The sequence below is a fragment of the Chromobacterium subtsugae genome (assembly GCF_001676875.1).
Taxonomy (GTDB): domain Bacteria; phylum Pseudomonadota; class Gammaproteobacteria; order Burkholderiales; family Chromobacteriaceae; genus Chromobacterium; species Chromobacterium subtsugae.
The window spans coordinates 25,480-47,291 of sequence record NZ_JYKA01000009.1 but is presented as its reverse complement, the minus strand read 5'-3'; the positions used below and the strand labels follow the sequence as shown (position 1 = coordinate 47,291).

Here is a 21,812-nt window from a genome sequence, read left to right as displayed (position 1 = left end):
ATGCTGATTAATGATCCCATCGCCTTGAACGCCCGGAAGCAGGCGCTCAAGGACTATGCGCAGCGGCAGGCGGCCGCGGAATACCGGGGCTGCCCGTTCTTCGCGGTCTCCCGGCCGGCATCCGGCGCGATGTCGGCGGCGGCTGTCGAGCTGGCGCCGGCGCTCAACGAGCGGATTTTCGCCATGGCGTCGGCGTCGGCGCTGCATCGGCAAGCGCTGTTCTCAGCCTGCCTCAAGCTGCTCGCCTATTTGCATTGCCGCGAGGAGGAAGGCGTGCTGGCCTGGTCGCTGGACGCGGATGCGGCCGGCGCCCACCAGTTGCCGGCGGCCTGGCGGGTGACGGCGGAAACGCTGGCGCAGCCGGTCAAGAGCCTGTTCGGCGCCGAGTTGGCGCTGTGGAAGCAGACCGCCGCGCTGACGGCCGGATTGCCGCCGCAGACGGAAATGGGCGGCGCGCCGCCCCAGGTGCTGATCGGTTATTCGGAGACGCGCTCGCCGTTCGAGGGCGCGGATTTGTCGGCTTGCGCGCTGGGCATCTGGGTCCAGGCCAGTCCGGCGCAGACCCGGCTGCACATGCGCTTCGACGCCGGCCGCGTGGATGCCGAGCTGGCGTCGCTGTTGCTGGAGCGCCTGAGCTTGCTGCTGGGGGCGATGGCCTTCGATCCGGGCGCGCCGCTTGCGGCGATGCCGTGGATCCCGCAGGCGGAAAGGGAGCGCATCGACGCGCTGTCCGCCCAGGCGCCGGCCTGGCCGCTGGCCTGGCCCAACCTGGCCCAGGCCATCGCCGCGGCGCTGCGCGACAGGCCGGACGCGACGTTTCTGGAGCGCGGCGGCGACAGCGTCAGCTTCGCCCAGCTGGAGCGTTATTCCGCCGCGCTGCTGAGCGACCCCGCTTGGCCGCAGTGGCAGGAAATGGGCGATTGCGTGCTGATCGTCGGGCCGAAAAGCCTGGAGCTCGCGTTGGCGGCGATGGCATGCATGCGCATAGGCAAGCCGTTTTGCCTGCAGTCGCACGAATTGCCGGCCGAGCAGATGGCCGACATCGTCGCCTTGCATGGCAGCAAGGTGGCCTTGCTGCCGGACGATTGCCGCCATTGGGAGCCGTTTTTCCATGCCCGCGGCTGCCAGACGGTGGTCTTGCCGCGCTGGGACGCCTCCGCCGCGGCGCCGGCGCCCCAGCTGGCGCAATGGCTGCACATGGGCGAGGCCGCCAGTCCCGACGATGCCTTGTGCGTGGTGATGACCTCCGGCAGCGAGGGCAAGCCCAAGGGCAGCGTCAACACGCATCGGGCGCTGCTCAACCTGAGCCGGGAAAAGCGCGCGCTCAGTCCGGCTGGCCGGCTCAGGGTCGCCTCCGCGGCGAACCACACTTTCGATTATTTCCTGCTGGATTGCGTGGAGGCGCTGACGCAAGACGTCGTGCTGGTGCTGGTGCCGGACGATGTCCGCGTCGACGCGGAGAAATACGCGGCCTTCCTCGCGGCAAACCGCATCGATGTGGCGTTCGCCACGACGGTGCTGGCGGAGGAGTTGATGGCGCTGGGCGACATCCCCGGCTTGAGCCAGCTGTACTTCGGCGGCGAAAGCCTGCGCAGCCATAGGCAAAACAATTACGAGCTGTTCAATGTGTACGGCCCCAGCGAAACCGGCGTATTCGCGACCTGCCTGCGCATGGCGGTCGGCATCCGGCAGATCACCGTCGGCAAGCCCATTCGCGGCTGCCGGTGCGTGGTGGCGTTTCCCGGCACCCTGGAGCCTTGCCCCATCGGCGTGGCGGGCGAGTTGCTGATCGGCGGGGTGTGCGTGGGCGCCGGCTATCTCAACCGTCCGGACCTGACCGCCAAGGCGTTCATCGAACTGGAGACGGAGCGGCTGAGCGGCCGCTTTTACCGCAGCGGCGACCTGGGCTGCTGGGACGCCGGCGGCGATATCGAAGTGCTGGGGCGGCGCGACCGCCAGCTGAAGGTCAACGGCTTCCGCGTCGAGCTGGACGCCGTGGAGAAAAGCCTGTTGGCGCTGCCGGGCGTCGCCCAGGCCGCGGTGATCGGCGTGGAAGACCGGTTGGGGCACGCGCGGCTGGCGGCGCTGGTCGCGGCGGCGGACGACGGGCTGGACGAGCGGGCCATCCGCGAGGCTTTGCTGGCCCGCTTGCCGGCCTATATGGTGCCTGGGCAGATCGCGCTGGCCGCGCGGCTGCCGCAGACCCGCAACGGCAAGCTGGACCGGCTGCAGTTGAAGCGGCTGCTGAGCGAAGCCGGCAACGGCGCCGCCGCGCGGCCGCTCGGCGCCACCCAAACGTGGCTGGCAGCGTGCTGGGCGCGCCACCTGGAGCTGGACGCGGACGCGGTGCCGGCGGACAAGAGCTTTTTCGCGCTGGGCGGCCATTCGCTGCGGGCGGCGCGCGTGCTGGCGGAGCTGAGGCAGCGCTTCGGCCTGGAGGTGTCCCTGCTCGAATTCTTCCAGCACGAAACGATAGCCGCGCTGGCGGAGCTGGTCGACGCCAAGTCGGCGCAAGCCGGCGGCGCGGGCGCGGACGCGTTTTCCATCCTGCTCGCCGAGGCGTCAGCGGCGGATGGGCCGGGGCCGCTGTCCGCGCAGGAAGCCCGCCTGTATGCGCAATACCGGCTGCATCCGGATTCGATGGCCTATGTGCTGGCGATGGAGATGCCGCTGGCCCGCGAAGTGTCCGCCAGCGCGGCGCGGCAGGCGCTGCAAGCCTTGCTGGCGCGGCACGACATCCTGCGCACCCGCTACCGGCTTGATGCCCGGGGCGAGCCCTGCGCCGACATCTTGCCGGCCTTGCCGGTAGAGCGGGTATTGCTGGACGCCGGCGAGGATTGGGAGCGGGCGAGCGCGCGGGCCTTCGCGCTGGACCAGGGGCCGCTGCTGCGCGGCTGCCTGCTGGAGATGGGCACGGAACGGGCCCGGCTGCGCCTGCAAATCCACCACATTCTGGTCGACAAGCCGGCGTTGGAGCAGCTGCAGCGCGAGTTCGCGCAACTGTCCCGCGGAGAGGCGCCGCCGGCGGCGGAGCTGAGCTATCGCGGCTATGCGGCGGCGCTGGCCGGCGCGCGCCGGCATCCGCTGTGGAGCCGGGCGCAAGACTATTGGCAAGATTGCCTGAACGGGCTGGATTTCGATCCTTTCGGCCATGGCGCGGCGCTGGGCGACGACCGCGGCGACGCGCTCCGCTGGCGCCTGCCGGCGGCCGAGCAAGCGCAAGTCAAGCGCCTGTGCGCGCAGCTGAGCGTGACGCCGGCGGTGTTCTTCCTGGCCTTGTGGGGCCTGGCGGTGGCGCGCGAAGGGCGAAGCGGCGATTTTTCCATTTCGGTGGCGAACGCGCTGCGCCCGCGGCAGGTCCAGGCCACCGTCGGCATGTTCGTGTCGCTGGCGCCCTGCGCGTTCCGCCTGGGGCAGCCGCGCGGAACCTTCGCCGACTACGTCAAGGCGCTGGCGGACCAGCAATGGCGGGCGGCCGAGCAGCTGTTTTTCCCGGTGGAGGAAGTGTTCCCCTTGTTGAACGAGGACCCGCGCCGTTTCGGCAGCAATCCGCTGCTGAACGTCGCCTATGCCTATGCGGAGGATGAGGAGGACGGCGCCGGTGAGGCCGGTTTGGCCATCGAGGCGCATGGGCCGCTCAGCCTGGCGGTCAGCGATGGCGGGCAAGGCTGCGGCTTCGCGCTGGAGTACCAGCCTGCCGTATTCGCCGGCGAAAGGGTCGCCGCCATCGCCTCCAGCTATCGGGCGGCACTGGCGCTGGCCTTGGGCCGCGCGCCCGCCGAACTGCCGCTGGACGAGATGCTGGCCGACGCCGCCGCGGCCGCGCGGGCGTTCCGGCCGGCGCGGCGGCGCGCCGCCTACGCGCAGATCGATGATCTGCTGCTGCGCGGCTTCGCCGAGCTGGGCGGCCGTCCGGCGGTGATAGACGACGAGGGCGAGCTCTCTTGGGACGGCTTCTCCGCCCTTGTCGCCACCTACGCGCAGCGGCTGAACCGCCGCGAGGTCAGGCGCGCGCTGATGGTCGGCTTGCCGGGGCGGCGGATGCAGGCGTTCCTGGCGGCCTGCTTCCTGACGCGCACCACCTATCTGGCGCTGGAGCGCGGCACGCCGCAGGCGCGCATCGACGAAGTGATCCGCCACGCGGCCCCGGATCTGGCGCTTGACGCCGACGATGCCCCGGCGCCGGCCGATGCCGACTGGCGCGCTTTCCGCAGCGAGAAGGCCCGGGCCGACAATCCCATCGCCTGGATACTGTACAGCTCCGGCACCACCGGCCGGCCCAAGGGCATCTGCGTCGCGGCCGCGACTGCGGCCCAGTATCTGGACTCCCTGGTCGACACCTTGAAGCTGCGGCCGGGCATGCGGGTGACGCAGCAGTTTTCCCCCAGTTTCGACGGCTACCTCGAGGAAGTGCTGCTGGCCTGGGCGCTGGGCGGCGCCAGCGTGGTGGCGGACCGCTACAGCCTGCTGGACGAGCGCCGGGCGCAGGCGTTCCTGGCAAGCCGGCGTCCCGACGTGATCTCCGCCGCGCCGGCCTTGCTGGCCGCCTGGAACCGGATGGAGGGGCTGCAGCCGCTGCCGGAAGTGTGCATCAGCGGCGGGGACTTCCTCGCGCCCGGCGACATCGGCCGCCTGCTGGGCCGCATGCGGATCTGGAACAGCTACGGTCCGACGGAAACCTGCATCGCCGCCGCCATGGTGGATTGCGCGGCGGCGGCGTCGGGGCCGACGCTGCCGATAGGCAGGCCGTTCGCGCACGTCGCCTTCGCGGTGCTGGACGCCGATGGCCGGCGGCTGCGCCCCGGCCAATGGGGCGAGCTGGCGATCTATGGCGATTTCGAACGGCATGGCTATCTGGACGACCCGGCGCTGAGCGCGGCCAAGTTCGGCCGCGACGAGCAGGGCAGCTTCTTCCGCACCGGCGATTGCGCGATGGCGGACAGAGACGGCCTGTTCTATTTGAAGGGGCGCATGGACGACAGCTGCAAGGTGCGCGGCAACTTCATCGGGCTGGGCGAGCTGGAGAGCCGGGCCGGGCAATATCCGGGCGTGGCCGCCGCGGGGGCCGCGGTGGCGTTCGCCGGCACGCCGGAAGCGTGCCTGGTGCTGGCGGTGGAGGGCGAGCCGAGCAGTCTGTCCGGCCTGCGCGGGCACCTGGCGGGCCATTACGCGCGCTCGCACCTGCCATCCGCCATTTTTCCGGTGGCCGGCCTGCCGCGCACCGATATCGGCAAGCTGGACCGGGCCAGGATCGTGGCGCTGTTCCATGCCTGGCGCGAAAGCCTGCCGGCGGCGGCGGGGCAGGACGCGGCACTGGACGATGGTATGCGCCAACTGGTCGCTTGCTGGCGAGACTGCCTGGCATACCAGGGCGCGCTGGCGGCGGATTCCGATTTCTTCCTGGTGTCGGGCTCGTCGCTGAGCGCCGTGCGGCTGGCCAGCCAGCTGGAGGCGCGCTTCGGCGTCGACTTCAGTCCGGTCGACGTGTTCCGCAACGCCACGGTAGGCGCGCAATGGGCGTTGATCGAGGCGCGCCGCGCCGGCGGCGGCGCCGGCGCCATCGTGCGCGAGCGCCGGTTGAACGCCGACGTGCCGGGGACGCCCAGGCTGCTGTTGCTGCCGCCGGCGCTGGGCGGGCTGGTGGAGCTGCAGGCCCTGGCCGGCCGGCTGGCGGGACGGGTGACGGTTTCGGCGCTGACGCTGGAGCATGCATCGCTCGACGCGCTGTCTCCGGCCGAACTGGAGCGCGCTTTGCTGGAAGCATTGCGGCCGCATGCCGGCGATCTCGCCCGTCCGCTGTGGCTGGGCGGCTACTCGCTGGGCGCGGAGATGCTGGCGGCGCTGCTGGAAAGACAGCCGCAAGCCGCGCAGGGCGTCGCCAGACTGGTGTTCCTCGACCCCAATCTGCAAACCCGCGTGTTCGACGGGCCGGCGCTGTACGCCGGTTTCCGCGATTTCTTCAGCGAGCTGGGGCAGCTGTCCGGCCCGGCGGCGGATGAGGAAGCCTTGCGCGCCGCGTCTCCGGCCTTGCACCGGGAGTGGCTGCATTACCGGCTGCAGCACCGTTTCCTGAGCGGCAGAACCTTCACGGCGCGGGCGCTTGCGCTGCTTGACGGCGGCCTGGCCGCGACGCTGTTTTTCTCCGACGACGCCGATGGCCGGGAAGTGGCCGCGCTGGAGGGGGCGCTGGACGGGCGCGCCGCCATCCGCCGCGTCCGCGGCGGCCACGCCGGCTTTTTCGCCAGACTGGCCGCCGCGGACTTCCCCGGCCTGGACGCCGGCGCGGCCGAGGCGCGCGGCGCCGGAACCCCTATCCGCGAAGGCATTGCCTGAAAGCTTAACAAGGTAAAAAATCATGAGCGCAGAAATAAGAGAAGATCTGGATATCGCCGTCATCGGCTTGTCGGGCCGGTTTCCCGGCGCGGAAAATTGCGACGCGTACTGGCGCAATCTGCTGATGGGCATCGATTGCACCACCCGCTTCAGCGAGGAGGCGCTGCTGCAAGCCGGGCACGACCCGGCCAAGATCCGCAACCGCGATTTCGTGCCGGTCAACGGCGCGCTGCCCGACGCGCAGTGCTTCGACGCGGAATTCTTCGGCTACAGCCAGGCGGAAGCGGCGCTGATGGACCCGCAAACCCGCCTGATGCTGCAGTGCGTTTGGCACGCGCTGGAAAACGCCGGCGTCGACCCGGAGCGGCGCGGCCGCAATATCGGCCTGTTCCTGGGGGCGCGCAGCACGGTGCAATGGACCATGCAGGCGATGCTGTCCGGCCAGGTGGAGAATGTCGGCGGCTTTCTGGCGTCGCAGTTGTCCAACAAGGATGCGATGAGCACCTTGATTTCGTGGAAGCTGGGGCTGGAAGGCCCGAGCTTCACCTTGCAGACGGCGTGTTCCACCAGCCTGGTGAGCATTCATCAGGCGGCGCAGAGCCTGCTGTGCGGCGAGTGCGACTTCGCCGTCGCTGGCGGCGCCAGCCTGCTCCTGCCGCAGCAGAACGGCCATACCTATCAGGAAGGCATGCTGTTTTCCCGCGACGGCAAAACCCGCGCCTTCGACGCCGACGCCAGCGGCAGCGTGTTCGGCAGCGGCCTCGGCGCGGTGGTGCTGCGGCGGGCCGGCGACGCCATCGCCGACAACGACCCGATCTGGGCCATTCTGAAGGGGTCGGCGATCAACAACGACGGCGCCCGCAAGGTCGGCTACACCGCGCCCAGCGTCAAGGGGCAGGCGCAGGCGATCCGCGCCGCCTGGGAGGTGGCTGAGGTCGAGGCCGCCGATCTGGACTTCATCGAATGCCATGGCACGGCGACGGCGCTGGGCGACAGCATCGAATTCATGGCGCTGCAGCAAGCGTTCGGCGGCGGCGGCGCGCCGAACCAGTGCGCGCTGGGCGCGGTGAAAAGCAATATCGGCCATCTGGATTCGGCCGCCGGCGTCGCCGGCTTCATCAAGATGGTGCTGGCGCTCCGCCATGGCGTGATCCCGCCGACCCTGCATTTCCAGCGGCCCAATCCGCAGCTGGACTTCGACGGCTCGCCTTTTTACGTCAATACCCGCGCGCAGCCCTGGCCGGCGCGCGCGGGCCGGCCGCGCACCGGCGGCGTCAGCAGCTTCGGCATCGGCGGCACCAATGCGCACGCGGTGCTGCAGCAATATCTGCCTGCGCATCCGGCGCCGGGCGGCGACGGCGCGGAGCAGGTTTGCCTGTTGCCGTTTTCCGCCAGAAACCGGCCGGCCTTGCGGCGGCAGCTGGAGGCGATGTCGCAGTGGCTGGTGTCGCAGTCCGGCCTGGACCTGCGGGCCTTGTCCCACACGCTGGGGCAGCGCCGCGGCTTGCCTTGCCGGGCGATGCTGGCGGCGGACTCCCGCTTCGCGCTGATGCGCGCGATCGAGCGCTACCTGGCCCTGGACGACGATGCCGATCCATTGGCGCTGTTTGAGCGGGAAGACGGCTGGTCCGGCAAGCGGGAGGCCATCGCCGACTGGCTGTCCGGCAAAACCAAGGAGGCCGGGGCCGGATTGCTGGGCAGTTTCGACGGCCCCGCCTTGCTGGACGTGCCCGGCTACGTTTTCGCGCGCGACGAACATGGCGCCGGGCACATCGCCGACCGTACCTGGGCGCAGATCGCCGGCATCATCGCCGCGCCGGAGGGACGCAACGCGTCGAGAAACGCGCCGGGGATGCTGACCCCGTTCTGGAAACCGGTGAGAGTGCCGGCGGCTGGCGCCGCCGTCCGCGCGGTGCTGCTGGCCGATTCCGCGCTGGACGGCCTGGCCGCGCAGGCGGCGGCTGGCGGCGTGGAAACCGTCAGCTTGAACCTGCTGTGCCCGGAACAGCTCGGCGCGGCGCTGGCGCGGCTGTCGGCCGCGGCGGACCCGGCGCAGGCGCTGTCCCTGACATTGGCGTTTCCCGCCGCCGGCTTCTCCTTCGCGGAGGCGTCGCTCCAGGCGCTGGCCGGACTGGGCAGGGCGCTGGCCGAGGCCGATTTCTCCGCTTTCGCCTCGGCGCATATCTACCTGCTGGTTCCCGAGGCGAGAGAGGCCGCCGCCGAGCACGTCTTGACCGCCGCGGCGCTGAAGTCGCTGGCGCTGGTGGCGCCGCAGGAAATCCCCGGCATCGATTGCGCGTTTTTGAGCATCCGCGACCCCGAGCCGGCCGCGCTCGCCGCCCTGTTGCGCGCGCCCATGTCCGGCCCGCTGCGCTTGACCGGGGACGGCCTGTTCGCTGAGGACTTCCGCTGCCCGGATGCGGAAGAGAACGAAACGCTGGACGAGGCCGACTTCGCCGGCAAGACCTATGCGATCAGCGGCGCCGGCGGCCGGATGGCCCGGGAGATGGCGCTGGCCATCGCCCGGCGCTTCCGCGGCAAGCTGGCGCTGATCAGCCGGCAAGCGGCCGATTCGCCGGCCATGCTGAGTCTGCGCCGGGAATTGGAAGCGGCCGGCGCGGCGGCGGTGGAGGTATTCCCGTACGCGCTGGAATCCGAAGCCGAGGCCTTGTCCCTGTTCCAGTCCATCCGCGGCCGCCTGGGCGATATCTTCGCGATGATCCACGCGGCGGGCGTCACCGACGGCGATTCCTTCCGCGCGCTGGCGCAACTGGACGCCGGCGCCTACTTGGCGCAGCTGGGCCCCAAGGCCCGGGCGGCGCAGACGCTGGCGCGGGTGTTCGAAATCGTGCCGGTGCGCTACTGCTTCGCGACGTCTTCGATGTCGGCGTTCTTCGGCGGCATCGCCCATGCGCCGTACGCGGCCGCCAATCTGTTCCTGGATGGCTGGGGACAAGTGCAGAACCGCCGTCCCGGCGCGCCGCGCTGGGTGGTGGTGAACTGGGAGACCGTGCATTTCGACGCGGATGGCCGCGGCGACGCGCAGGCTTGGGGGGCCAATGAAGAGGCGCTGTCCGGCGCCGAATTTCCCGCCTGGTTCGAGCGCAGCCTGCGCGAATACGACCGCGAAAACCAGAAGATCTTCTCCGCCGGACGTTTCGTTGAGCGCTTGTATGCCTGGGGCGGGCGGCGCGCGGCGGCCGGCGGCCGCGAGCAGGCGGCCGTCGTCGGCGTCAGGCTGAAGCCAAGGCCGGAGGCGCTGGCCACGGCTTACCTGGCGCCGGAAACCGCGATGCAGCGCGACATCGCCGCCATCTGGAGCGGGATTCTCGGCGTGGAAGGCGTGGGCGCGGACGACCGTTTCATGGAATTGGGCGGCGATAGCCTGAAGACCATCGTGATGGCGGAGAAAGTGTACAAGAAGCTTGGCAAGCGGATCGCGATACAGGACTTCTTCGCCCAGCCCACCATTCGCGAGATCGAACGCCAATGCCTGCTGGAGTCGGCGGCCGAAGATGCCGGGCTGCCGGCGGTCGACCCGGCGGCGCCGATTGTCGCCAGCGCCGACCAGGAGCTGCTGTACATCCACCAGACCACGTTCCGCGACGCCAGCTACAACATGCCGGTGGCGTTCCAGTGTCCGGGCGCATACGGCGCGGACGCCATCGCCGACGCCATCGAGCGGGTGGCCGACAGGCACCCGGTGCTGAAGTGCCTGTTCGAGCGGCGGGGCGCCGATCTGCTGATGCTGCCGCAGCTCGACGCCCGCGTGGGGCTGCGGACGTTCGAGGCCGCGGCGGAAACGGACGAGGACCGCGCCCGGCTGGAAGCGTTCGCCGGCCAGCCCTTCGATCTGCACGCGGAACTGCCGATGCGCGCCATGATGGTGGCGGCCAAGGGGGCCGGGCAGCCGCACCAGGTGCTGATCGTGGTGCATCACATCGTATGCGACGCGGTGTCGCTGGGCATCCTGGCCGACGATTTCCAAAACCTGCTCGCCGGGCGCGATCTGCCGGCGCCGGAATACAGTTTCGCTGCCTACCGCCGCCAGCGGCAGAGCGCGGAAAACGCGGAGCAGACGCGCAAGGACAAGGCCTACTGGCTGGGCAATCTGCTGCCCTTGCCGGCGCCGCTGGCGCTGCCGACGCTGGATGGGCATGACAGCCGCGACGGCCATCAGGGGGCGACGCGGGTCCGCAGTCTGTCTGCGCCGGCCAGCGAGGCGGTAAAGCGCCTGTGCGGCGAGCTGGGCGTCTCCACGTTCAGCTTCTTCCTCGGCGCTTTCGGCGTGCTGATGAGCAAGATCGCCCATGCCGAATCCTTCCTGCTGGGCGTGCCTGTGACCGGGCGGGCGCAGGCGCAGGAGCTGGCGCTGGTGGGGTATCTGGTCAATATGCGGGCGATGAAGATCGAGCCGGAACCGGATTTCCCGGTGGCGGAATACCTGCTGGATCTGAATGCCCAATGGTTGGAGAGCGCGCCGCACCAAGGCTATCCGATGAGCGCGCTGCTGGATGATTTGAGCGGCGAAGACTACTGCCAGGGGCGCCAGGGCAGGCATCCGCTGTTCGACGTGGTGTTCGGCTATCTGCCTTTCAGCCTGAACGGCGCCGAAGAGAGCGGCGGCGATTTCGTCCGGCTGGAGCTGGCGTCGGACACCGCCAAATTCGATCTGGCGGTAGAGGTGTCCGAAACCGGCGAGGCTTTCGATTGCACGATCCAGTACCGCGAGCGCCTGTTCGCTGAGTCCACCATCGCCGCTTTGTTCGATTACTACTTCGGCTTGATAGACGCAGTGCTGGCGGATCCCGAGGCGGAAGTGGGCAGCCTGCTGCCGGGCCTGGACGCGCCAGCGGTCGCGGGGGCGTCCAGCCAGGCGGATCAGCGCGACGTGGATCTGGAATTCGATTTTTGAGAAGGGGCGGAAAATGGGTTTTTTCGGCAATGCATGGAATGCGCTGGGCGATGTCGGGCAATGGGCCTACGAAGAGGCGAGCATCTACCGCCGCAAGTGGCCGGCGCAGCCGGCGCACGGCGACGCGGCGGAGCGCTTGCGGGCGGCCGACTACCGCGATGTGGCGCGGGTGGCGGATATTTCCGCCGCCGACTTCGCCGAGCGCTACCTGATGCGCAACGAGCCGGTCATCGTCAGCGACGGTTTGCGCGATTGGCCGGCGCGGGATATCTGGGGCTTCGACTACTTCTGCCGCGAGTTCGGCGATATGCCGGTGCGGCTGCAGGACGCCGGCTTCAAGCCCAGGAGCGAGGTGGAACTGCACGCCTATCTGCGCGGCATCGCCTCGCTGCCGGCCGTGGAATTGGGCGAGGCGGGGCGCGACCTGGATTACCTGCGCTACACCTATGATTCGTTTTTCAAGCACCTGCTGTTCACCTGGGGCTTCGGCCACCTGGTGCGCACCCGCTCGTTCAGCTTTCTGGCGTTCCAGCGCATCCGCGACCATTGGCGCAGGCCTTATTTCCTGCCGGCCGGCGGCTACCGGATTCCCTGGGTGCAGGCGGGGGAGCTGCGGCCCAATCTGCGGATGTGCCAGGACTGGGGGCTGTATTTCTCCGCGCCGGGCGCGTGCACCCGGCTGCATGTGGACGGCATGCGCAGCAACGCGGTGTTGTGCCAGGCGGCGGGCCATAAGGCCGGCTGGATTTTTTCCGCATCGCTGGAGGACGCGGCCCGCAGCGCGGCCGAGGGCCGCGCCACTCGCGCGCCGTCCGCCGCCGGGCGCGGCCTGGGCGGCCAGGCGGACCGCATCTGGCGCTTCGACCTGGGGCCGGGCGAGATCATGCTGATTCCCAAGGGGCTGACGCATGAGGTGCATACGCTGTCGCCCAGCATTTCGCTGACGTACAACTTCGTCACCGATGCGGAATATCCGGACTACCTGCGCTTCAAGAGCGAACGCGGCCCGGGCTGGATCGCCGGCGCGCCCATCTCCGCGGCGCCGGCGTTCGAGCGCGTGTATCGCGGCGCCACGCCGCGCGCCGCCAGCAGGGAGCCTCATCTTGTCTGACGCCATATTGTCCTTGGCCCGGAGCCGGCCCGACGCGGCGGTGCAATTGCTGTTCCTGCATCACGCCGGCGGCTCCAGCTATCCCTACTTGCAACTGGCGCAGCAGTTGTCCGGATCGATAGAGGCGTTCTGCCTGGAATTGGCGGGCAGAGGCGGGCGCTTCATGGAACCGTTCCAGGCGGATGCCGAGCGGACGCTGGAGGAGGCGCTCGCCGCGATCGAGCGGCTGCAGCTGGGACGGCGCAAGCCGCTGCTGCTGTTCGGCCACAGCCTGGGCGGCGAGCTTGCCTATCAGCTGGCGCACCGGCTGCGGCGGCGCGCGCCGCGGCTGAAGCTTGGGCTGGTTCTTTCCGCCCGCGGCTTTGTCGATCCGGACAGTATGGCCGCGCAGCCGGGCGAGGCGCTGTCGGACGCCGACATTCTGCAACTGCTGGAGCAATACGAAGGTACGCCGCCGGAGGTATTGGCCGACCCCGAAATGAGAAAGTATGTGATAGGCGTGATGCGCAACGACCTGGCGCTGCTGGCGAGCCTGTCCCGCCTGCCCAAGCCGGCGCTGGATGTCGACGCTCACCTGGCCGGCGGCGACGCCGACAGCCGCGTGCCGCTGGCCCGCCTGGCCGGATGGCGCGGGGCGTTTGCGGCGCCGGCGCGGCAAAAGATTTTCGCTGGCGGACACTTTTACCTGTTCGCCAGCGAGGAAGTGATTCCGTGGATTGAAGAACGGGCCCGGGAACTGGCGGAATATCCGCCGGCGGGCGATTCGGCCGAGCGGCATTCCCCCGCGCTCGCAGGCTATAACCCAGTCGAGTAAAGAAACATGTCTGAATTTTCACCAGCGATTGCCGATTTTTGGCTGACAACCTTTCTGGGCGGCGAAGTGCTGTGCCGCAACGGCGACTTCACGGTCGCGATCCAGCCGGGCCTGAGCGAGGATCGCCGGCTGATGGTGCTGGAAACCGCCGAAGGCCGCGTGATGGCGGTCATGACGCCGGCGCTGGCCGACAGGCTGGCCTTGCGCAGCCAGCCCCAGTTGTCCGAGCCGCAGCTGCGCCGCATCTTGCGCGATGCCGGCCTGGCTTTGCACGGCGCGGATTACATCTTCTATTTTCCGCAAGCGGACAAGGCCGCGCTGGCCGATGACGCCCCGGCGCTTGAGGTGCGCCGGCTGACGGAGCGGGACGAAGCGGCGTTCGCCGAGTTCCAGGCGTCCGCGTCGGAGCAGGATCTGGACGACGCCTATGTGGAGCTGGATCACTGGGCGGTGTTCGGCGCCATCGAACAAGGCCGGCTGACCTGCGCCGCCAGCATGTATCCGTGGAGCAATGCCCGCGTCGCCGATCTGGGCGTGCTGACGCTGCCGCCGTTCCGCTCGCGCGGCCATGCCCGCGCAGTGGTGCGCGCCATCAGCCGGCACGCTTGCGAGCAGGGCCATGAGCCGCAGTACCGTTGCCAGCTGGACAACCAGGCTTCCGTCGCGCTGGCCAAGGCGGCCGGTTTGCGCCTGTTCGGCAAGTGGGAAGTGATTTCCCCCGATGCCGCCGAATGAGCGGCCGTTGCGCACGCTTCTCAAACACAGCAATAAGGACATGATTATGACAAAGCTTAAAGTGGCCGTGGTCGGCGGCGGCAACATCGGCTCCAGCCTGGCTTTCGATTGCGCGCTGCGCGGCCAGGACGTGGTGGTGATAGAGAAAGACTTGCCATCTTGCGAGCAGAGCCAGGCCCGGGTGCGGGAAACCGCCGGCTACGCGCCCCTGTTCAGCCCGCTGGCCAAGGGCCGGAAGCCGGATGACATCCTGGCCGCCATCACCTGGTCGACGGAACTGGAGGCGTTGTCCGGCTGCGACTTCGTGGTGGAAAACATCCCGGAGAACATCGAGCTGAAGCAGGCGCTGTACCAGCGCATGGCCGATTTCATCGCGCCCCACGCGGTGCTGGCCGCCAACACCTCCTGCATTCCCATCACCAAGCTGGGCTCCTTCCACAAGACGCCGGAGCAGGTGATAGGCGTGCACTTCATGAACCCGGTTTACATGAAGCACACCGTCGAGGTCATCGTCGGCCTCAACACCACCGAGCAAACCCGGGACCGCTGCCTGGAAATGCTGGCGCTGCTGGGCAAGAAATCAGTGGTGGTGAAGGACGGCCCCGGTTTCGTCTCCAACCGGATTTCCCATCTGTTCATGAACGAGGCGGCGTTTTCCATCCAGGACGGCATCGCCCGTCCGGCCGATGTGGACGCCATTTTCAGGGAGTGCTTCGGCCACAAGATGGGTCCGCTGGAAACCGCCGATCTGATCGGCGTCGACACGGTGGTGAACTCGCTGGACGTGCTCTACCAGGTATTCCAGGATTCGAAATACCGGGTATGCCCGTTGATGCGGAGCATGGTGGATGCCGGCCATCTGGGCCGCAAGTCGGGCAAGGGCTTTTACACCTACTGAGCGCGCGGCGCCCCGGTTGGCGACTCAGGGCGCGTCGCCGGCCGGGGCGGGGGCGCCGTGGGCGGAAAAGCGGCTGCGGTACTGGCTGGGCGTGATGCCCAGCCGCCGCAACAGCACTCGCCGCAGGTTCTGTTCGTCCACATGGCCGCTCAGCGCGGCGACGCGTTTGAGCGGCAAGGCGGTTTCCTCCAGGGAGCGGCAGGCGGCTTCCAGGCGGATGGCCTCCACCATCTTGGCCGGCGTCTGCCCGGTTTGGGCGGCGTAGACGCGGGCGAAGGTGCGCGGCGACATGCCGGCGGCCGCGGCCAGGCGTTCCACCCGCAAGTCCGCGGCAAGATTGGCCGCCACCCAGGCGTGCAGTTCGGCGAAACGGCCGCAGGCGGCCGCCTGGGCCGCGAAGGGCGCGCTGAACTGCGACTGGCCGCCGGAACGCTTGATGAACATCACCAGCTGGCGCGCGGTCTCTATCGCCGCCTGGTGGCCGTAGTCCTCTTCTATCAAGGCCAGCGTCAGGTCGATGCCGGCCGTCACCCCGGCCGAGGTCCAGACCGAGCCGTCGCGGATGAAGATCTTGTCCGGATCGACGCGCAGCGCCGGATGCCGCTCCTGCAGGCGTCCGGCCCATTCCCAATGCGTGGCCACCCGCCGCCCGTCCAGCAAGCCCGCTTCGGCGAGCAAAAAGGCGCCGGTGCACACCGAGCACAGCCGCCGCGCCGAGCCGGCGCGCAGGCGCACCCATTCGACCAGCCCGGGAGACGCCCGGTATTCCCGGCCCTTGCAGCCGCCGGGCGCGATCAAGGTGTCGATAGGCATGTCGTCCAGCGCGGCCAGCGCCGTCGTCATCACCTGGAGGCCGGAGCTGGTGGCGATCAGGCCGCCGTGCTCGGAAGCGGTTATCACCTCGTACAAGGGCGGGCCGTCGCCGCGGCGCCGGCTGGCGGTGAACAGCGTTTGCACCGGCCCGGTCAGATCGAGCAGATTCATATCGTCGTGCGCCAGCACGACAACGCGCAAAGAGGTGGGCGGATGGATCATGGTTGGCAGCTCACTCCTGAAAGTCGGGGTACTCGAATACCAGCGCGACGCCGCGCGCGGTGGCGCGGCCATAGCGCGCGGCGATGCCGTCCAGCGCCCGGTCCAGCGCCTGGCCCGGCGGTAGTCCGTCGATGGCGGGCAGGGCGCTGGCGGGAGCGTCGGCCGCGCCCTGGACGCGGTCGGGCAAAACGAAGAGGCCATGCCGCGTGCGCAGCGGGGTGTCGGCCGCCGCCGTCAGGTAGGCGCGGCTGCGGCCGGTGGACGAATACGCGTCCAGCGTCAGCGCCAGGGTGGTTTCGTCCGCGCCGTCGGCGGCGGGCAGCGCGTAGGCATCGCCCGCGTGCAGCCAGCGATTGAGATAGGCCACCTGGGCCAGCGGCAGCAGATTCACGCCGGGCTGGGGATGGAATGCGTCGCTGTCGTGCCTGGCGCTCCAGCCGCCGCTTCCCAGCTGGCGCGCCAGGGCCTGCGCGCGCTCCGTTCCGGCGATGGCTTCCACCAGCGCCAGCGAGGCGGGCAGGGCGGCGCTGACGCCGGCGGTCGAAATCCAGTTGCCGTCGGCCACATAGCGCGCGTTTCTCACCCAGCGCACGGCGGCGTGATGCTCCAGCCGGTGCGCCTCGGTGGACCAATGCGCGGTGGCGCGCCTGCCGGCCATCAGGCCGGTATCGGCCACGACCATGCCGCCGTTGCAGATGCTGACCAGGGTTGCGCCCTTGCCGGCCTGAAGCGCCAGCCAACTGAGCGCTTCCGGCGTTTCGCGCAGGGCCGGGACGATGACGTAGTCGGCGCCGTCCGGGTGGCTGGCGTCGAATGCCGCCAGCGTCGCCTGCCCCAAGATGCGGAAACCGGGCTTGCCCATGTCGGTGAAGGTGGCGATCGGCCCCGGCCGCGTGGATACCGCCACCACGTCGGCGGCGCCGGATTCGGACAGCACGCCGTAAGGCACCGTGAAATCGCTGAGTTCCGTGCCGCTGTTTTCGCCGAAAACCGCGATCAGCGGCCGCTCATGTCCAGGGCGGGGCTGATAGGACGGCAGCTTGCCGTCCGCGTCGGCGAAACCGTTTGAAGCCTGCGGCGCGGACGCGCAGCCGCCTAGCAGGGCAAGGGCGGCAACCCATGCGCCGAGGCCGGAACGGGGGGCGGGAGTGGACATGTCGGATTCTCCGGATCGATAACATTTGCATTATCGATGCCGGAGGATCAGACAGGAATGACATTAAGCTGTCAATTCCTGCCAGTGGATGGTCACGTTCGGCGGGTCGCAGGCCAAGGTGCGCGGTGGCTTGCCGCCGGCTGCTGGAGAGCGAGTTCAGCCCGCCTCCAGCCCGCCGATTTGCCGCAGCGCCTTGCGCCAGCGTTCGGGCGCGGCGCGGTAGCAATGGTCGTGGTCGCCGCCCTCGATCAGCAGCTGCCGCTTGGGCGCGGTGCTCAGGCCGTACAGGCGCATGCCCAGCGCCACCGGAATGACCTCGTCCGCCGTGCAGTGGATGAACAACTGCGGCATTTTCAGTTCTTCTATCTTGTCTTGGGACAGAAACTGCTGGCGCAGCAGGCGGGAGAACGGCAGCCAGTCCGAAGTCATGTAGCGGGCGACGTCGGCGGCGGAGGTGAAGGCGCCGTCCACCACCAGCGCATCCAGGCGCGGCGCTTCGCGCGCCAGTTCTATCGCGATGGCGCTGCCCATAGAATGGCCGTACAGCAGGCGGCGCGAGGCCTGCGGCGTTTGCGACAGGAAGTGGGCCCAGGCCAGCCGGGCGTCGATATAGACCGAGGTTTCGCTGGGCAGGCGCAGCGCGCCCTGGCCGTAGCCGCGGTAGTCTATCGCCATCACCGCGAAGCCGGCCTGGCGCAGGCTGAGGATCAGCCCGATGTCGGTGGACAGCGTGCTTTCATTGCCGTGCAGATACAGCACCGCCGGCGCCGCGGCGCTGGGAGCGGGCAGCCACCAGACATGCACCCGGCCGGCGCGGGTGGCGCCGCCGGCTGGCGCATCCAGCCAGCTTTCGCTGAACGGCACGCCGTAGTCGCGCGGGGTGACGCTTACCTGTCGCGAGGGCTGTAGGATCACCAGCCGCTGCGCCACCTGCCATCCCAGCCAAAGCAAGGCCAGCAGCGCGGCGATGCGGATACCCTTGCGATACGGCGCTTTCATGGCGCGGCTTTCGTGCGCCGAGGCGTTCCGTTTGCCCGAAGGCCGGGGACCGAAGTGTTCAGATAGCGGAGCCGCATCCGCTTAGTTGCCCTGGCAGCCGGCTTCGGCTTTTTGCCAGTCCTGCGGGTCCAGCGTGGTTTGCAGAATATGGTAGAACTCGCGCTTCGCTTCTTTTTTCGACACTTTCTTGTCGTCGTCGCGCAGCGTGAACACCAGGTTGTAGGGCTTGCTGATGCCGCGGCTGGTGGAGGTCCAGCCCACCACCGTGAAGGAGCGCAGGCCGGGAACCGGCTTGCCGTCCGTGGTGGCAATCTTCACGTCCGCCGATTTGGCCGTGCCTTGCGCTATGCGTTTCAGCGCGTCCTGCAGCCGGCTGTCCTTGCCTTGCAGGCTGAACAGGACGGTGCCGGCATCGGTGTTTTTCGCGCTGCCGGCCAGATTGTCTTGGATGGCCTGCTTGAGGATCATCGCGCGAAAGCCCACTTTTTGCACCTTGCCGCTGGCGGTGCCGTCTATGGCCTGCAATGGCGCGGCCTGGGCGGAGCCGGCAAGGGCGGCCAGGAGCAGGGAAGGAACAAGGGCGCGGGCGATGAGCTTCATATCGGTTTCCTATGGCGGGGGTGAGGGGGATCAGGAACGCAGAACTTCGGCCTGGAGCCGGTCCAGGTTTTGCTCGTTGGCGGGGATGACTATGGGCGCCATGCGTTCGGCCAGCTCCGCGCTTTCAAACTGCTGCGCCCAGTTCACCCGCGTGCCGGCCGGCGTGGGCGTCAGGGTCAGCGTCAGCCGGTATTTCGGCTGGCCGACGTGCTCCACCACCACTTTGCGCGGCGCATCGATTTCCACGAACACGTTTTCATTGGGGTAATGCTTGCCGTCCGGGCCGTGCATGGTGAAAACCCAGCGGCCGCCGGGCCGGAAGTCGCATGTCTCGAAACGGTTGCTGAACCCGTCCGGGCCCCACCAGCGCGCCAGCCGTTCCGGCGCGCTGATGGCGGCGAATACCTGGTCCACGCCGGCGGCGATTTCGCGCGAAGCGGAGAAGAGGCTCATCGTTTGCTCCTCCTGGATGGATGCGCGCGGCGGACGCCCGCCGCGCGGCGATACCTCGGCATACTAACGCAGGGCGGGGCGCGGAGGCGACATCCGCTGATCTTCCCGAGGAAAGGGTTTCGGATCGGGCGGCTGCAGCTGACTCAGGCGCGGAATGGCGGCGGCGCGGCGCGGCCTTAACGCCAGTGGCCAGCGCCAGCCCGGCGCGGGGAGCGGAGCCAGCCTTTCGCGCCAGACAAAAAGCGCGGCGAACAGCATCAACGGCCAGTGGAGGTAGGCGTGGGTCATGGGCAACAGCATCCACGTCCAACACGAAGCCACGCACCAAAATCCATGGCGGAAGCCATAGTGCGTCCAACTGGCATACGCGCGGATGCCGAAAGTGGCGAGTGGCGGCGGGCGGTGGCATTGGGCCAGACTGAGACGTTTGGCTGGCGACGCCTGCCATGCCAGTGTCGCCGCAGCTGCAAGGAAAAGCGGGCCACCGGCGGGAGAAAAGGCTTGCAACAACATCGCCAATGCGCAGATCGCCGCGCCGGCCGCCATCCATGCGGCGAGATAGGCGGATAGAAAAACGGCGCGGGCTGGCTGGAGGTGGCGGGACAGCGTCCGGCTTTTCAGCCAATCCATGGCATCGCCGAGCAAGGGCGGCATCATGGCCAACAGCATGCAAAGCCAGGATGCCGCCAGCGCGGTGGCGGAGTTGAATTCCCAGGCGGCGCGCAGGCTGAGCCAGCCCGCGCCGGGGCTTGGGCTGGAAAAGCACAAGCCGGGGTCCGCCATGCCGCGCGGCCGCCACAGCAAGCCCAGCCAGCCGGCCGCCATGGCCAGCCGAGCCGGCCAGGGCAGGCGGAACAGAGAGTCCGGCAGCATTCTTGCCATCAATTGCCGCCCAGCCGGTAGAGCCGGATGTGTTCGATGCGGACATCTTCCGCGGCGGACAGCGGGCGGTTGCTTTCGATATGCACGCGCAGCTCTGCCAGGTCGGCATGGCCGTCCAGATGCCATTGATCGATGGCGTCGGTGATTTCGAAAACTTCGCTGACCCCGTCATCGCCGTGGTCAGCCGCGTCGTGAGCCGCGGCATTGGCGCCGAACAACGAGAACACGCCGACTTGCAGATGGCTGCCGTCGACCGGATGCTCGAGGAAGACACGCAGCAATACATCGCTGCGCCGGGTGCGGATGCCATCCAGTCGCAGGAAGGCGCGGTCAGGCTCGTCTTGCGTCAACGCTTGTCCAGAAACTTGCTCCAAAGCCAAGTAGGATTGCGCCATTTTGGCATGGCTTGGCGGGTCGATCCGGACGGTAGCCTGGTGCGATTGCCCGGACAACTGCAGTTCCGTTTGGCTGGCGCCCAGCAATTCGACCGACGCCGCTGCGTTTGCTTGGGTCGATTCAAGCTGGCTTGCGCGGACGCGCAACTGCTTGCTGCGCCGCTGCAGCCTGTCCGGGGGAATGGGATCGTGGGATTTCTGGTAGGTGTAGTCCAGGCGGGGCGATGCCAGGTCGACCATGTCATGGGGGGCGAACAGATAGTGGCTGCCATCCGGCTGGTACATCACGAAGGTTTTATGATCGGATTTTTGCGGCGGGCCATACAGCCAGTTGTCGTCTTCGGGGTTATGGTGGCCGCGGTCTTTCATGTCCAGCCAGACTTGCCATAAGCGGTCGATGTTCGCATGGTGGATCCAGAATACGGGGTCCAGGGCCGCGGTGATGGGGGAACTCATCAAACCGGCGATATGGTTATTGGCGGGGTTGGTGCCGCCGATGGCGTTGTGCACTCCGTTGTGAGGCTTGTTTTCCAGCCCGCCGCTCCAGCCGCGCCGGCTATGGCGGAATTTGGAGCACGGTCCGCCGAATCCGCTGAGCACAGACTCTTTTCCGCTGGGGCTGGTGAACATCGCGTCATCCAAGGCTTGCAGATTCACCAGGTCGCGGCGCAGAACGATGCGTCCCTCAACGGTATATTCTCCGTACCGGCGCTCTACCCAAAGCGGATTGGGCGCCCCATCCGGCAGCGTGCGCTGGCTGAAACACTGCGGCAGCATCCGGGTGAAATCGTTGTCGTCGTCGCTGTAGTTCCAGTACGGCAGCGCCCAGTCGGCCGGCCCACCTAGCTTGACGATGGCATCGCGGACGATGGCTTCAAAGGCCGCGATGTAGCCGCGATGCCAGGGCAGGAAATACCAGCTTTGATGTTGGCACTGGTTCCAATGGGTTTGGTGCGGAAGCTTTTCGTCGGGCTCCAGATAGCCGGCATCCTCCCATAAGGCGCGGTCGAAGCCATGCATGGCGGCTTGAAAGCGCCAGCTGGTCGGATCCGTGATCGGGCGGCGCATCATCTCGCGGACGGCTTTGGCATACCACAGCATGGTGTCGTTCCAGACGCCGTCCAATTGCATCACGCTCTTGCGCTCATACGTCATCTCATTTCCTTTGTTTTGTTTAAGTTATGGAAAACAAATATTGCAGATGCGTTGTAGGGTTTTGGCATTGAATATGCAATATGTAATTTAAATACTTTTCAGTGTTGCAATTGAGCTATCCCTCCCGCCAGCCTTGCTTGACGGGCACTTTTCCTGGGCAATGCGCGTGTTCTCGCCGCTGATGACCTGTCCTAAGGGACAGGGGTGTAATGCTTTTGGCATTTCTTTTGGCGCATTGTTATGAGTGAATTTGCTGCTCATTACGAATGGCGGCGAACTTCATGGCGAGTCAATCGATGAACGACGGATAGCGCTATGCAAGGTTTCGCCG

At 68.1% G+C, this 21,812-nt stretch carries 13 protein-coding genes; 6 read left to right on the top strand and 7 right to left on the bottom strand.

The window, feature by feature from the left end; genetic code table 11:
* From MY55_RS13000 to MY55_RS12975, 6 genes are read left to right on the top strand one after another with little or no spacing between them, the layout of a single operon-like run.
* Entirely contained in the window at positions 1 to 6,333 is a 6,333-nt protein-coding gene (locus tag MY55_RS13000; RefSeq protein ID WP_065202475.1) for an AMP-binding protein, read from the top strand.
* Between the two features lie 22 nt (positions 6,334 to 6,355).
* A complete protein-coding gene (locus tag MY55_RS12995; protein WP_065202474.1) occupies positions 6,356 to 11,248 on the top strand; it encodes a beta-ketoacyl synthase N-terminal-like domain-containing protein in 4,893 nt (1,630 codons plus the stop codon).
* Between the two features lie 13 nt (positions 11,249 to 11,261).
* The gene (locus MY55_RS12990; protein WP_047236863.1) at positions 11,262 to 12,359 is read left to right on the top strand and encodes a cupin domain-containing protein; all 1,098 of its coding nucleotides are present in this window, start codon (positions 11,262 to 11,264) and stop codon (positions 12,357 to 12,359) included.
* Positions 12,352 to 13,173 carry a thioesterase II family protein gene (locus tag MY55_RS12985; RefSeq protein ID WP_053006684.1) on the top strand — a complete coding sequence of 274 codons (822 nt, stop codon included), beginning with the start codon at positions 12,352 to 12,354 and terminating at the stop codon, positions 13,171 to 13,173. The genes MY55_RS12990 and MY55_RS12985 overlap by 8 nt, the downstream gene beginning before the upstream one ends.
* A 6-nt stretch (positions 13,174 to 13,179) precedes the next feature.
* Positions 13,180 to 13,908 carry a GNAT family N-acetyltransferase gene (locus MY55_RS12980; protein ID WP_047243946.1) on the top strand — a complete coding sequence of 243 codons (729 nt, stop codon included), beginning with the start codon at positions 13,180 to 13,182 and terminating at the stop codon, positions 13,906 to 13,908.
* A 46-nt stretch (positions 13,909 to 13,954) separates the two neighbouring features.
* Complete coding sequence (locus MY55_RS12975; protein ID WP_065202503.1) at positions 13,955 to 14,806, top strand: 3-hydroxyacyl-CoA dehydrogenase family protein; 852 nt, start codon at positions 13,955 to 13,957, stop codon at positions 14,804 to 14,806.
* A gap of 24 nt (positions 14,807 to 14,830) precedes the next feature.
* Here the strand turns inward: MY55_RS12975 and MY55_RS12970 are convergent, their stop codons facing one another.
* From MY55_RS12970 to MY55_RS12940, 7 genes are all read right to left on the bottom strand, one after another.
* Entirely contained in the window at positions 14,831 to 15,841 is a 1,011-nt protein-coding gene (locus MY55_RS12970) for a GlxA family transcriptional regulator (protein WP_065202473.1), read from the bottom strand.
* A gap of 10 nt (positions 15,842 to 15,851) precedes the next feature.
* Positions 15,852 to 16,997 (bottom strand): DJ-1/PfpI family protein, encoded by a 1,146-nt coding sequence (locus tag MY55_RS12965; protein WP_076098126.1) that lies wholly within the window; start codon positions 16,995 to 16,997, stop codon positions 15,852 to 15,854.
* 156 nt (positions 16,998 to 17,153) lie between these two features.
* Positions 17,154 to 17,996 carry an alpha/beta hydrolase gene (locus MY55_RS12960; RefSeq protein WP_065202472.1) on the bottom strand — a complete coding sequence of 281 codons (843 nt, stop codon included), beginning with the start codon at positions 17,994 to 17,996 and terminating at the stop codon, positions 17,154 to 17,156.
* An 81-nt stretch (positions 17,997 to 18,077) separates the two neighbouring features.
* Positions 18,078 to 18,596, bottom strand: coding sequence for an acylphosphatase (locus MY55_RS12955; RefSeq protein WP_065202471.1), 519 nt, complete (start codon positions 18,594 to 18,596; stop codon positions 18,078 to 18,080).
* A gap of 30 nt (positions 18,597 to 18,626) precedes the next feature.
* Positions 18,627 to 19,049, bottom strand: a complete 423-nt coding sequence (locus MY55_RS12950; protein WP_065202470.1) for an SRPBCC family protein — start codon at positions 19,047 to 19,049, stop codon at positions 18,627 to 18,629.
* 63 nt (positions 19,050 to 19,112) lie between these two features.
* On the bottom strand, positions 19,113 to 19,931 hold the full coding sequence (locus tag MY55_RS12945) for a copper chaperone (protein WP_157889305.1): 819 nt from the start codon (positions 19,929 to 19,931) through the stop codon (positions 19,113 to 19,115).
* Complete coding sequence (locus MY55_RS12940) at positions 19,931 to 21,394, bottom strand: tyrosinase family protein (protein WP_157889304.1); 1,464 nt, start codon at positions 21,392 to 21,394, stop codon at positions 19,931 to 19,933. The genes MY55_RS12945 and MY55_RS12940 overlap by 1 nt, the downstream gene beginning before the upstream one ends.
* Positions 21,395 to 21,812: the final 418 nt, after the last annotated feature.